Raw genomic sequence first — 12,124 nt, 5'->3', positions numbered from 1 at the left:
ATTATTCCCTATCTAAAGTTTGCAACAAACGTGATTTTGTAATTACGCCGTAGTATTTGCCACTTGGATCCACCACTGGAACGGCATAAGGCACGGATGCCACTTGACTAATCAAATCAGAAACAGACACATCTGGATCGATAAATACAGTATCTGGTAACAAGGCATTAGTGAGTGTGCTGTTGTTGCGTTTGGCTTCTTTCAAAGACTCAATTGATACGATCCCCGAATAGTGATTGGAGCGATCAACGACGATACCGTAATCACGGTCACTATCGAGCAAGAGTTGCATTGCTGCAGCCGGTCCCTCGTTGTCGTGTTTTTTAAACACCGCACTTGGACGCTTACGCGCAATATCTTTGGCACTATAAACCGACGCGACATTGACACCCCGGAAGAAAGATTCCACGTAGTCATTAGCGGGGTTATGGAGTATTTCGTCTGGGGTACCAACTTGCACGACAACACCATCTTGCATTATTGCAATACGGTCGCCGATGCGCATGGCTTCGTCCAAATCGTGGGAAATAAAAACGATTGTTCGTTGGTCATCGTTTTGTAGACGAATGAGCTCGTCTTGCATTTCAGTCCGAATTAATGGATCAAGTGCCGAGAATGCTTCGTCCATTAACAAGATATCTGGATCGTTGGTTAAGGCACGTGCCAAACCCACACGCTGCTTCATACCGCCAGACAGTTCATCAGGGAAAGAGTCGCTGTTGGCTTCTAGGCCAACACGAGCTAAGGCTCGACGAGCGATGGGTAAGCGGGTTTGTTCTGGTATTCCGTCGAGCTCAAGGCCGAATGCGGTATTTTCAATGACGGTCATGTGTGGCATAAGAGCGAAGTTTTGAAAAACCATAGAGATTTTCTTACGACGGACTTCGCGGAGTTCTTCATCCGACATTTTAGCAATGTCTTTATCGTGCAATAAAACTTCGCCTTTCGTGGGTTCAATCAAGCGATTGAGAAGACGAACTAGTGTGGATTTACCGGAGCCGGATAACCCCATAATGACGAAAATTTCACCTTCATTGATGGTGAGAGACACATCCTTTACCCCGACCGTTAAGCCAGTTTGCTCAAAGATTTGATCCTTATCTAATCCTTTTTGCAGTAGTGGAAATGCTTCCTCTGGGGAGTCGCCAAACACCTTATAGAGGTTTTTCACTTCTAACATAGTCGACATGATAATTTCCTTTGTTGTCGTTACTGTGTAGTGCATTTGCTACCTGATTTATATAGTACACTAAACATTGTTTTGACATTTGGCAAGGTGATTGGCGTCACACTTATTTGTTGATATAGTGTAAGCTACTGTTTTGTAATGTGAATAAACTTTAATCGATAGGGTAAAAATATTTCGAGGTAAAATGTTTTGTGTGTTATTTAATTTTTTGGCTACAACGTGAGGGGATATAAAATTGAGCAGTAATAAAGAGGAGATTGGGGTATTAAAAGTGTAGGCACAAAGGCGGGGATTACTAGTATTGATGATAAAAAAGGCAGCTAAGCTGCCTTTTCATGGAACGATAATACAGCGAAAGAAACGCGCTATTTAGCTTGCTCACGAGCCGTTTTGAGCCATTGATTAAATATTTTTTGGTGAGATTTAATCCAGCCATTGGCATGAGCCTGTAGATCGGCGTCTGAGCTATCCCCTTTGGCGATCATCGAGTTCTCTGCGCTGACATCGTTAATATCAATATTCATAATGGCAAATAACTTGGCAGCGGCTGGATTATCGTGCGCAAATTTCTTGTTTGCCACAATACGCAAACTGTTGGTTTGGAATCCATAGTTTTTGCCATTGGGTAAGGCAGTATCAACATTACGTCGCGCCCCTGGTAGCGAAGAAAAAGGTACTTCTAACCAGACGACATCTTTACCGGGAACCATAATGCCACTCACCCAATAAGGCGTCCAAGTGTAATACAGTACCGATTTTCCCTCTTTAAAGCGGGTAATAGTATTGGCGATGATCGCTGAATACTGGCCTTGGTTTACTGTGACAGTGTCACTAAGTCCATAAGCCTTCATTTGGTGCTCAATGACAGATTCGCAGCCCCAACCTGGGTTACAACCGGCCAAATCCGCTTTCCCATCACCATTGGCATCGAACAGTTTAGCGATGCGTGGATCTTTCAATTGTTCGATATTCGTGATGTTGTATTTTTGCGCGGTTTTTTTGTCAATCAGGTAACCTTGAGCGGCACCTTTAATCAGGTAGCCCTTACGATAGAATGCCTTATCTCCACCGGATGTTTCGTATTTATCGGTGTGTACGGGATCCCAGTTAACGGCCATAAAGGTTGCATCACCGTTCGCAATCGAAGTGTAAGCGACATTATAATCGACCTGTTGAATAGGCTTTACAGTGTAGCCCAGCTGTTCTAAAGCTTTAGAGACAATGAGCGTTTGAAAGGTTTCTTCAGGAATGGGGGACTGTACTGGCTGAACGGTCACTCCTTTCCCTGGCATTGTTGCGGCGCCACTGAGAGTGGAGTAAATCATCGTTACGAGTAGTGTGAAAAGACGGGTAGAAACATAGCGGTTCATAAGTGAACTCCTGTTTGAAGGGAATTGTGCGTGTTAATACCCCCGCCAATGAGCGGCATGAGTGGGATATTGCTTACGCAGGCACGCAAATAATTAGTCATCTAAATATTTTTCTGGTGTACTAAGAGGGTTAATATAAAATTTTTGACGGGTTTAATTGGATTTAAATCCATTTTTTGGCGTTTTTGTTGATAAAAACTGGGTGTGTTCATCGTTGTTTTCCTTAACATTACGATATATAAATTAGAACTCTAATCATTGTTTTGGGATTATTCAACTAATGAATCTTGTTCCATATCACAATAATTAAGTTAAATTTTTGTTTTGTGATTAAATAAAATGGTAAAAAATCATCTCTAAGTTACGGTAAACTATGACCTATGCTAGTAAAGTTCTGGCTTGTATCATCCAGCTGTTAGGCTGACATTCCCAAACCCATCGTCAATGACGAGGAGAACCGTTGTGGTAAAACGTGTATTTTTATTTCTACTGTGTACAGTGATGAGTCTCAGCTCAGTCTTGGCTGAGGCCGAGACATCAAGTACGTCCACACAATCAACCGCACATAAAGAAGCAACATCTCGTCAGTCTGAGGTACCAATGCTTGAACGGCCCTTAATGGAGCGTTATGTGTTAGACGAACTAAAATCGCTTCGCCAAGATCAACAAGATTTGGAACGACGTTTGACCATCCAAATCACCGATCGTGAATTGGATGTGGCGGATAAATCGATGAACTACGCTAATGTCACGGTGACCTATTTCTTTTATATTATTGCTGGGGTGGCATCTTTAATTGCGTTGATCGGTTGGCACTCGTTGCGAGAAGTCAAAGTGAATACCCGTGAAATGGCGGATAAACGGTTGAATAAAATTGCGCTTGAATATGAGAAAAAGTTTTTGGCGTTGGAGCGCGATCTAAAACGCAAAACTCGCATCATCACCGAGAATAACCGTGAAATTGAAATCATTAATGAAATTCATAACCTGTGGTTACGAGCGCAAAGTGTACAAACGCCGGATCAACGGGTTGAGGTCTATGATGAGATCTTGAAGATTCGTCCCGGTGATCTAGAAGCACTGACCTATAAAGCCGATGCCGTCATGGAAATAGACGAATATCACTGGGCTCTTAGTTTGTGCAACCGTGTATTAGAACTAGACGAAAATAATGGCCCAGCGTTATATCAAAGAGCTTGTGCTTATGCTCGCTTAGGGGCAGAAGATCAAGCCATCGAAGATTTACAACGTGCTGTCATTACGAGTCCGTCATTGAAAGATGCGATAATGGAAGAGAGTGATTTTGAATCCTTATACGGCAATAAGAAATTTGATGTTTGGTTAAACGGTGAAGATAGCGAAAATAAAACACAGTAGTGAGTTGAAAAACCGACTTGCACTAGCATTATTTAGGGATATCAACACTTAACATTGTTTAATGATTACATAAAAAGCAATGCCTATTGATGAGCGTTGCTTTTTTTATGCTCTTAAAACAACATCAAATTAAAAATCACTTGTGTTTTATATCACATTTTTTACTCAATCTGTGGCGTATTGTGCGTAAACTAACCGTGAATCGACAAGCATAGTAAACATCTCGTTCTTGCCGTCTATACTCATCACAAATAGCTATCAATAATTTGTTGTAACCCCCACTGTAGAAGGATTGTTTATGAATGATTTGTTTACCAAAAACGATTATTCGCTTTATTCTAATGGAATGACGTTTATGCGCTCGCCGTATAACGCTGATCCGATCGACACACCCGAAAATGTGGTGATATTAGGTGTGCCATCGGATTTAGCAACATCAGGGCGCCCGGGCGCTCGTCTCGGGCCAGAAGCAATTCGTAAAGCCTCGTTGAATTTGGTGTGGGAAGAAAAGAAATTTCCATGGGATTTTAGTTTGCGCGAGCGCGCGGCTTTGCTCGATATTGGCGATGTTGTTTTTGATTATGGTGATGCCGAAGATTTTACCTATCGCTTAGAAGACGGAGTGAGCGATTTAGTTAAAGCTAATAAATTTGTGGTTGCCTTAGGCGGCGATCATTATATGACATTGCCGATACTGCGAGCGTGCACCAAGCATTTTGGCGAAATGGCGTTGATTCATTTCGGTGCTCACACTAATAATCGCGTCGCTGGGAGTACATACGATCATCGCACTATCTTTCATCATGCCCCTCAAGAAGGGCTTATTTCACCAAAGCACACTATTCAAGTTGGAATTCGTACCGCTTTTAAAGCGGAGACTCATCCATTCAACGTGATTAATGCGATGGAGGCAAATGAGCTTTCAACAGAAGAGATTGCCGCGCAAATTCATGCCGTCGTTGGGGATAAACCGACTTACGTTACCTTTGATATTGGTTGTTTAGACCCGGCTTATGCGCCAGGTACAGGAGCGCCAGCCATTGGTGGTTTAACTACTGACAAAGTGCTTAAAGTGATTCGCGAGTTACGCAATATCAATATAGTAGGACTCGATATTACCGAAGTCTCTCCGCCGTATGATACCAGTGAGATTACCTCACTCGCGGCTGCTACCATTGGATTGGAGTGGCTTTATTGTTGGGCGTCATCACGACCGCCATTGACCTCAGCCATATAAAGAAAATTGTGTTGTTTTCTACCAAATAAAGCCCGACTCAAGTCGGGCTTTATTTTTATGTCTCAATAAAAAATAAACCGTATAGACGTCTGGACATCTTATTTTTTTCAACGTACGATGTATCTCAATAACGAACGATGTAAATAAAAAGTTGAAAAATAGGGAGGAGATCGCGCATTATCTAAGTTCGACGATTAATTAACTCAGTGAATTAATTCGCGACGCTCATCGTAACCGGAACCACGATGATAGATTAGGAAAGAACAAAAGAAGGGAAACTATGAAAACTTGGATGAAAGCAACATTCACTGGTCTTGCAATGACGTGTTCGGCTTTAACAGCCAGTCAAGCCATGGCCGCAGACACGTCAACACTCGAACAAGTACTAAATTCAGGCAAGCTACGCGTTTGTTTTGATGCTGGCTATATGCCGTTTGAAATGAAATCGAAAGATGGACGTTTTATTGGCTTTGATATTGATATTGCCAAACATATGGCTCGGTCGATTGGCGTGAAGTACGAACCAGTGAACACCGCTTGGGATGGCATTATTCCAGCACTGCAAACCAATAAGTGCGACATTATCATGGGGGGAATGACGATTACTCCCGAGCGTAACTTAAAGGTTAACTTCTCACAGCCTTACATTGTGATTGGTCAGTCCATTATTCTTTCCAATAAATTGAAAGGAAAAGTCACGAGTTACCGAGATCTTAATGATCCGAAATACACGGTTGCCAGTAAACTTGGCACAACAGGCGCGCAAGCCACCAAGCGTTACTTGCCGAAAGCAAAATTAGACCTGTTCGAAACCGAGGTTGATGGCGCAATGCAAGTACAAAATGGTAAAGCAGACGCCTTTATTTACGACTTCCCTTATAACTCAATTTATACTGCGCAACATAAAGATAAAGTCACACACATAAGCAAGCCGTTTACTTATGAACCTCTAGGTTGGGCCGTGCGTCAAAACGATCCGAACTTCCTTAACTTCTTGAATGGTTATCTACGCCAGATTAAAGGGGATGGAACGTATGATCGTGTATACAGCAAGTGGTTTAAATCAACTAAGTGGTTGAGAAATGTGCAGTAAAGCTCTGTAATAGCCGAGGGGGAGTGAACAACATTCCCCCTATATCCATAATAAAAAGAGAAGCGAGTGATGAAGTTTAAATCCTCACCTTGGCCTGGACATTTAATCTATGTCCTACTAATGCTGATACTGATCGGAGCAACCAGTTGGTCCATTAAAAGTATGAATTATAACTGGCATTGGGAACGATTGTGGCCATATATCGTCAACACCGCCGATGAACAAGTCCGCGCTCAAGGCGATGGAACCGTCAGTATTAATAATCATGAAGTCGTCTTAAAGCTCGACTACCAAGATAAACCACAGGTAATTAAAAAGTACGACACGCTGTTAGTTCATGACGGTGATCTTGTTTATCAAGGTGATCCCTTAGTCGGAATTGAGCAGTGGGAGTTTGGGCCGATCATCAAAGGTCTGTGGACGACGATTGAAATCTCTTTTATCTCATTAGCGTTTGCCATTGTGTTGGGACTGGTATTTGGTTTGATGCGAATAGCGAAAAACCAAGTTGCGCGTGATTTATCGTTAACCTATGTAGAAATTATTCGGGGTACTCCATTACTGGTACAGATTTTTATCGTGTACTTTTTTATTGGCACCGTGATGGACTTTGACCGGTTTACCGCAGGTGTCGTCGCATTATCAGTCTTTACTGGTGCCTATGTTGCTGAGATTATTCGCTCTGGTATTCAAGCGATTCCCAAAGGTCAAATGGAAGCCGCACGCTCTTTGGGCATGAGTTATCCCAAAGCCATGCGCTATATCATTTTACCGCAAGCAATGAAAAAGACTCTGCCGCCGTTGGCTGGGCAATTTATCAACTTAATTAAAGATTCATCATTAGTATCCGTCATTTCAATTACTGATTTGACCAAAGCAGGTCGCGAAGTGGTCAGTGGTACGTTTGCGTCTTTCGAAGTGTGGTTTACGGTTGCAGCGCTGTATTTAGTCGTGACAGGAACGCTTTCCTGGAGTATTCAACGTTTAGAGAAGAGGTTATCTGCCAGTGATTGATGAAGTAGAACGTGATGATATCGTCACCGTCGAGCAGGTCGAAAAGTATTATCCGAATGGCTGCCATGCGTTAAAAGATGTGACTGCCCATATTAAGCGCGGTGAAGTGGTTGCCGTCATTGGGCCTTCGGGCTCCGGGAAATCGACGTTTTTACGAACCTTAAACCAACTGGAAGAAATCAGTTCTGGACGGATTGTCGTCGATGGTATTGATATGTATGCCTCTGATACGGATATTAATCAGTTACGTCAAAACGTAGGAATGGTATTTCAAAGCTTTAATTTATTCCCTCATAAAACCGCACTAGAGAACGTGATGCTAGCGCCGATGATTGTGTCGAACTTATCGAAAAATGCAGCGCAAAGTAAAGCCGAAACCTTAATGAAGCGAGTCGGGTTAGAAGATCGGATGCAGAGCTATCCATCGCGTTTGTCTGGTGGGCAACAACAACGTGTTGCGATTGCTCGTGCGTTAGCGATGGAGCCTGATCTAATGTTGTTTGATGAACCCACGTCTGCACTTGACCCAGAAATGGTTGGAGAAGTGCTGGATGTGATTAAAGGACTTGCTTTAGAAGGCATGAGTATGGTGGTGGTAACCCATGAAATGGGCTTCGCTCGCGAAGTGGCTGACCGTGTCTTATTTATGGAAGAGGGGGCCTTGCTGGTGGACGATAGCCCACAAGCGGTCTTTGATACGCCGGCTCATCCCCGGTTGCAGCAGTTTCTTGCAAAAGTGTTATAAACAACGATAGCGCTTATCAAAGCGACAGGGATCCGTTGAACTTCATAAGCCCATGCAGTAATGCATGGGCTTTTCTATGACGAAGACTTCGTCAATGAGTCATGGCATCATCATTAGTTTCGTCACGCAACATCATCAAATAACCGATTACCCAGCATATTATGCGTAATACTCAGAATGTGGTCTTTGTAACAGGACTTAAGGTAAAGATAATATTGACTGAGTTAAAAATTTGTGGAGAAACTCACCTATCACTGACATTGCTCTGGTGAGACTTTGTCATTTTGTACGCTGTTAGAAGTTAGTCGTATTAAAAGGATAAGTCATGGAGTTAACCCAAGAAGATCGTACCACTCTGTACAATATTTGGATGTCACAAAAAGCCAAAATGCAGATTACTCAAATGGAGATGGCGAAACGATTAGGGCTGACACAAGTTGAGTTTTCAAGAATTCTTCGTGGTGATGCAGAGATTTCAATGGCATTTGTCACTAAGTTTTGTAAGCAATTACATATAGAACCTTACAGCACGTTACCGACACTAAAACGTGCCCAAATGGGAAACGCTGTGGTTCAATTACAAAATCGCGTTGTCGTTGATGGGCAAATACAGAACGTATATATCAACGGGAATGAAGTGATTATCGAGTACAGTCACCAGCCTGAACTTGTGTAGCCTTAACGGTGAACCTTGCCATTGTAGAGTGAATAAAAAGCCGGTAAGCCGGCTTTTTGTCTCTAAACGTGGCTCATACTTAGTTGTTATCTGTCTTACCGAGCTCTGCATAACGATACAGCAACGCCGTTAGCGTGTTAGACCATGCCAAAGTGTCTTTGGGGCGCGGTGAAATACAGGCTTCAACTTCTGCACAATGAGTTTGCAAGTTGATTGACTGGTCTAATTGGAAACCAATCGCGTAAAAATGCCACAAAATTAGCCGTGTCATGCGGTCTATATTCTGCTCTGCATTTTGTGAGTCGGCAAAAAGTGCTGGAATTTCCCCCAACGCAACCGCGTGTAATCTCAACGTTGCATCAAAATAGGCCTCTTGCTGACGCTCATCGGAGGCTTTCTCTTGCTCTTGGAAGTGAAAAATCTCTCTCACTACGGGTTCAGGGACTAAGCGATGCAGCATGCGCATGGCCAATTCTGTCAGTTCTTCTTTCTCGGTGTTCGCGAGACAATCGTAACGATAATCTTGTTGCATAGTTTTTTAGATCGTAATGAATGAGAAAAAGAGTGTACTGATAACTGACCTAAAAAGCATCTGACTGAATCAAATATCCCTCTATTACGGCTATTTTTTTAACATCTGATTAAGTATTGTTCTTTTCAGGCTGTTCGTTCTTAAATAACATTTCAATAACAATGTTTAAAAACAGATGCTGTGTGCCGTAAATAACCCGAAGCGACACAAGCCGTGCATTGATCGCCATCAATGAAACTACCATCGTTAGAGAGAAAAATATCCATTTATTTATCATCCAGAGTACAGCAATATAAAACCATGAAGAATTATTATTTCTTTCAATAAGAGTTATTCACAAAAAACAAACAATGTGCGAATGATTTTTATATTAATAAAAATGATTAAAATAATTTAATAGAAAATATTTAATAAAATGTTAATCGTTATTTTTATTTCTGCCAGTGAGCACTAAGTGTCATATCCAAAAAAAACACTCTAAGCAAAACGCTTAGAGTGATATTCTGGTAAGAATTAAATATGCTTTTATTAAGTGACGTTAATTAACTAACGTTTGTCGCACTCGCCATATGAAGATATTCATAGGTTTGATGGGGAGTTTGCAATGCTGTTACAAACTGTGCCTTTAACATATCGTTAATTGTTTAATAAAACAAATAAAATCTACCATCAAAAATGGAATGATAAATTTCAAGTTTATGGGGTTATATTATTTTAATTTATAGGTGTATATTTAACCCAACAAAGAGTAAGGTTTTATTCTTCGTTATTATTTATTCTGTGAATTTTAATTATCATTACGCATTAATTTCTGCTAATTAAGTTTATATGAATAAAATTAATTAAGTAATGAGTTATATTCTGTGAATTTTATTTATCAGATATAGTTTATTACACATTACGGGTGATTTATGCAAGCAACCAGCACGAGCCAAGCGATTATGGTGGCCGGATGTCGAATTCTCAAAGTTCAGTCATATTTAGGGGGCATAGTCATTGTAGCTACCTTATGCACTCAGGGGATGGTGACTGCCGAGTCGGCCTTAATGGGGTCGCTTATTGCCATTGTGCCAACATTTTTGGGGAACGGGCTGGCTGCATTTAAATCAAGATCTCAACCAAAGAAGGGTCTGAAAGATTTAATCAACATCAGTCGTCGCACAAAACTTGTGTATACGATGGTGTTATTTATCGTGACATTTCGGGCTATGACCCTTCATGACACAGTCGTTTTGTGCGCTTTTAGCGTGGTAATGCTTGGGCATTTTATGACGCCATGGCAAAAGGAGCACAGCGAAAGGAAGGCATAAATGGCTAACGTTGAAACCGCTCATGAGTATATTGAGCATCATTTAACGTTTCTTTCCTCCGGGGATGGGTTCTTAGGAATCAATATTGATTCAATGATCATGGTTTGGTTATTAGGACTTATATTTATTCTCACGTTCCGTTTTGCGATCAGCAAGGGGACAAAAGGGGTACCAGGACGCTTTCAATGTTTTGTCGAACTGATATTTGAGTTTGTAGATAATTTGTGCAGTGAGATATTTCAAGCCAAAGACCGTTTAATTGGGCCTTTGTCAATGACAATATTTGTCTGGGTGTTATTAATGAATACAATCGACTTATTACCTGTTGATTTAATTCCACAAATAACACAAGCAATGGGAATCGCGCATTTCCGCGATCTTCCTTCTGCAGACGTCAATGTCACGATGTCAATGGCATTATGCGTGTTTATCTTGGTACTTGGTTATACCTTTAAAAGTAAAGGTATAGTGGGATTTATTAAAGAATTAACGACTCAACCGTTTACATCACCATTTTTATACCCAGTTAACTTTGTATTAGAAATGGTCACGTTAATATCAAAACCTATCTCATTAGGATTACGATTATTTGGCAACATGTACGCAGGAGAAATGATATTTATTTTGATAGCACTGATGCCATGGTGGCTACAATGGGCATTGAGTGTGCCATGGGCATTGTTTCATATTTTAATTGTCATTCTGCAAGCATTTATATTTATGGTTTTGACCATTGTTTATTTAGCAATGGCTGTTGAAGAAAGCCATTAATAGATTTTTAACTTTATTATTTACATTTTTCAATTCTAGGAGTTGTTATGGATATCGTCAGCGCAGTTTTGTATGTGGCCGGTGCTTTATTAATTGGTTTAGGTGCCGCCGGTGCCGCCTCAGGTATTGGTAACTTAGCCGGTAAATATTTAGAAGGGGTGGCTCGCCAGCCAGATTTAACTCCAATGCTTCGTACTCAGTTCTTCATCATGATGGGGTTAGTGGATGCGGTACCAATGATTGGTGTGGGTATCGGCCTATACATCATCTTCGCCGTAGCGTAATTGTCGATTCATAAGTACGAACGGGAACAATAACGTTATAGGAGTGAGGGTGCGATGAACATTAATGCAACGATGCTAGGCCAAGTAATTTCCTTCATTATTTTTACTTGGTTGTGCATGAAATACGTATGGCCACCCCTCGTTAAACTGTTGGATGAACGTCGAGCTGACATTGCCAAAGGGTTAGAACATACCGACCAAGCGGCAAAAGAACTCGCATTAGCCAAAGCCAACGGGCAGGCGGTCATTAGCGAAGCGCGTGAAAAAGCACAAGCGCTCATGGCACAAGGCAAGCAACGCCAAGATGCCATGATTGAAGAAGCGGTTGAGCTCGCAAGAAAAGAGAAAGCACGCATTATTGAAGAAGGCCGAGCGGAAGTAGAAAACGAACGTCATCGCTTACGTCAAGAGTTGCAAGCTGAAATGGCGGATTTGGTGATTGAAAGTGCAAGCAAATTGATTAGCCGTAATTTAGATAGTGACGCCAATCGAAACCTTGTGAATCGATTCATTAAAGAGCTGTAAG

Annotated in this window: 13 protein-coding genes; 10 read left to right on the top strand and 3 right to left on the bottom strand. The window is 41.5% G+C overall.

The window, feature by feature from the left end:
- Position 1 precedes the first annotated feature (1 nt).
- Positions 2 to 1,189, bottom strand: coding sequence for a glycine betaine/L-proline ABC transporter ATP-binding protein ProV (gene proV / locus OCU30_RS16195; RefSeq protein WP_077314932.1), 1,188 nt, complete (start codon positions 1,187 to 1,189; stop codon positions 2 to 4).
- 365 nt (positions 1,190 to 1,554) lie between these two features.
- Positions 1,555 to 2,559, bottom strand: a complete 1,005-nt coding sequence (gene proX, locus OCU30_RS16190; RefSeq protein ID WP_077314933.1) for a glycine betaine/L-proline ABC transporter substrate-binding protein ProX — start codon at positions 2,557 to 2,559, stop codon at positions 1,555 to 1,557.
- A 501-nt stretch (positions 2,560 to 3,060) separates the two neighbouring features.
- Here proX and OCU30_RS16185 point away from each other — a divergent pair.
- From OCU30_RS16185 to OCU30_RS16160, 6 genes are all read left to right on the top strand, one after another.
- Positions 3,061 to 3,936: a tetratricopeptide repeat protein gene (locus OCU30_RS16185; RefSeq protein WP_077315116.1), complete on the top strand. Its 876-nt coding sequence runs from the start codon at positions 3,061 to 3,063 to the stop codon at positions 3,934 to 3,936.
- 298 nt (positions 3,937 to 4,234) lie between these two features.
- Complete coding sequence (gene speB, locus OCU30_RS16180) at positions 4,235 to 5,173, top strand: agmatinase (RefSeq protein WP_077314934.1); 939 nt, start codon at positions 4,235 to 4,237, stop codon at positions 5,171 to 5,173.
- 280 nt (positions 5,174 to 5,453) lie between these two features.
- The gene (locus OCU30_RS16175; RefSeq protein ID WP_077314935.1) at positions 5,454 to 6,266 is read left to right on the top strand and encodes a transporter substrate-binding domain-containing protein; all 813 of its coding nucleotides are present in this window, start codon (positions 5,454 to 5,456) and stop codon (positions 6,264 to 6,266) included.
- Between the two features lie 69 nt (positions 6,267 to 6,335).
- Positions 6,336 to 7,280 (top strand): amino acid ABC transporter permease, encoded by a 945-nt coding sequence (locus OCU30_RS16170; RefSeq protein WP_077314936.1) that lies wholly within the window; start codon positions 6,336 to 6,338, stop codon positions 7,278 to 7,280.
- The gene (locus OCU30_RS16165; RefSeq protein ID WP_077314937.1) at positions 7,273 to 8,025 is read left to right on the top strand and encodes an amino acid ABC transporter ATP-binding protein; all 753 of its coding nucleotides are present in this window, start codon (positions 7,273 to 7,275) and stop codon (positions 8,023 to 8,025) included. The genes OCU30_RS16170 and OCU30_RS16165 overlap by 8 nt, the downstream gene beginning before the upstream one ends.
- 325 nt (positions 8,026 to 8,350) lie before the next feature.
- Positions 8,351 to 8,701 (top strand): helix-turn-helix domain-containing protein, encoded by a 351-nt coding sequence (locus OCU30_RS16160; RefSeq protein WP_077314938.1) that lies wholly within the window; start codon positions 8,351 to 8,353, stop codon positions 8,699 to 8,701.
- Positions 8,702 to 8,780: 79 nt separating this feature from the next.
- Here the strand turns inward: OCU30_RS16160 and OCU30_RS16155 are convergent, their stop codons facing one another.
- Complete coding sequence (locus OCU30_RS16155; RefSeq protein ID WP_077314939.1) at positions 8,781 to 9,233, bottom strand: exoribonuclease R; 453 nt, start codon at positions 9,231 to 9,233, stop codon at positions 8,781 to 8,783.
- Positions 9,234 to 10,144: 911 nt separating this feature from the next.
- Between OCU30_RS16155 and OCU30_RS16150 the strand changes: the two genes are divergently transcribed.
- From OCU30_RS16150 to OCU30_RS16135, 4 genes are read left to right on the top strand one after another with little or no spacing between them, the layout of a single operon-like run.
- Positions 10,145 to 10,543 (top strand): hypothetical protein, encoded by a 399-nt coding sequence (locus OCU30_RS16150; RefSeq protein ID WP_077314940.1) that lies wholly within the window; start codon positions 10,145 to 10,147, stop codon positions 10,541 to 10,543.
- Positions 10,544 to 11,314: a F0F1 ATP synthase subunit A gene (gene atpB, locus OCU30_RS16145; protein WP_077314941.1), complete on the top strand. Its 771-nt coding sequence runs from the start codon at positions 10,544 to 10,546 to the stop codon at positions 11,312 to 11,314.
- A gap of 47 nt (positions 11,315 to 11,361) precedes the next feature.
- Entirely contained in the window at positions 11,362 to 11,598 is a 237-nt protein-coding gene (atpE, locus tag OCU30_RS16140; protein ID WP_004730405.1) for a F0F1 ATP synthase subunit C, read from the top strand.
- A 54-nt stretch (positions 11,599 to 11,652) separates the two neighbouring features.
- Positions 11,653 to 12,123 carry a F0F1 ATP synthase subunit B gene (locus OCU30_RS16135; protein WP_077314942.1) on the top strand — a complete coding sequence of 157 codons (471 nt, stop codon included), beginning with the start codon at positions 11,653 to 11,655 and terminating at the stop codon, positions 12,121 to 12,123.
- Position 12,124: the final 1 nt, after the last annotated feature.

The organism is Vibrio palustris, from assembly GCF_024346995.1.
GTDB classification, from domain to species: domain Bacteria; phylum Pseudomonadota; class Gammaproteobacteria; order Enterobacterales; family Vibrionaceae; genus Vibrio; species Vibrio palustris.
The sequence above is the reverse complement of the archived record's forward strand: the minus strand, read 5'-3'. Positions and strand labels throughout refer to the sequence as shown.

Bases quoted from the DNA above. Each gene is read 5' to 3' on its own strand.
- proV (WP_077314932.1), bottom strand. From the start codon at position 1,189: ATGTCGACTATGTTAGAAGTGAAAAACCTCTATAAGGTGTTTGGCGAC.
- proX (WP_077314933.1), bottom strand. From the start codon at position 2,559: ATGAACCGCTATGTTTCTACCCGTCTTTTCACACTACTCGTAACGATG.
- OCU30_RS16185 (WP_077315116.1), top strand. From the start codon at position 3,061: ATGAGTCTCAGCTCAGTCTTGGCTGAGGCCGAGACATCAAGTACGTCC.
- speB (WP_077314934.1), top strand. From the start codon at position 4,235: ATGAATGATTTGTTTACCAAAAACGATTATTCGCTTTATTCTAATGGA.
- OCU30_RS16175 (WP_077314935.1), top strand. From the start codon at position 5,454: ATGAAAACTTGGATGAAAGCAACATTCACTGGTCTTGCAATGACGTGT.
- OCU30_RS16170 (WP_077314936.1), top strand. From the start codon at position 6,336: ATGAAGTTTAAATCCTCACCTTGGCCTGGACATTTAATCTATGTCCTA.
- OCU30_RS16160 (WP_077314938.1), top strand. From the start codon at position 8,351: ATGGAGTTAACCCAAGAAGATCGTACCACTCTGTACAATATTTGGATG.
- OCU30_RS16155 (WP_077314939.1), bottom strand. From the start codon at position 9,233: ATGCAACAAGATTATCGTTACGATTGTCTCGCGAACACCGAGAAAGAA.
- OCU30_RS16150 (WP_077314940.1), top strand. From the start codon at position 10,145: ATGCAAGCAACCAGCACGAGCCAAGCGATTATGGTGGCCGGATGTCGA.
- atpB (WP_077314941.1), top strand. From the start codon at position 10,544: ATGGCTAACGTTGAAACCGCTCATGAGTATATTGAGCATCATTTAACG.
- atpE (WP_004730405.1), top strand. From the start codon at position 11,362: ATGGATATCGTCAGCGCAGTTTTGTATGTGGCCGGTGCTTTATTAATT.
- OCU30_RS16135 (WP_077314942.1), top strand. From the start codon at position 11,653: ATGAACATTAATGCAACGATGCTAGGCCAAGTAATTTCCTTCATTATT.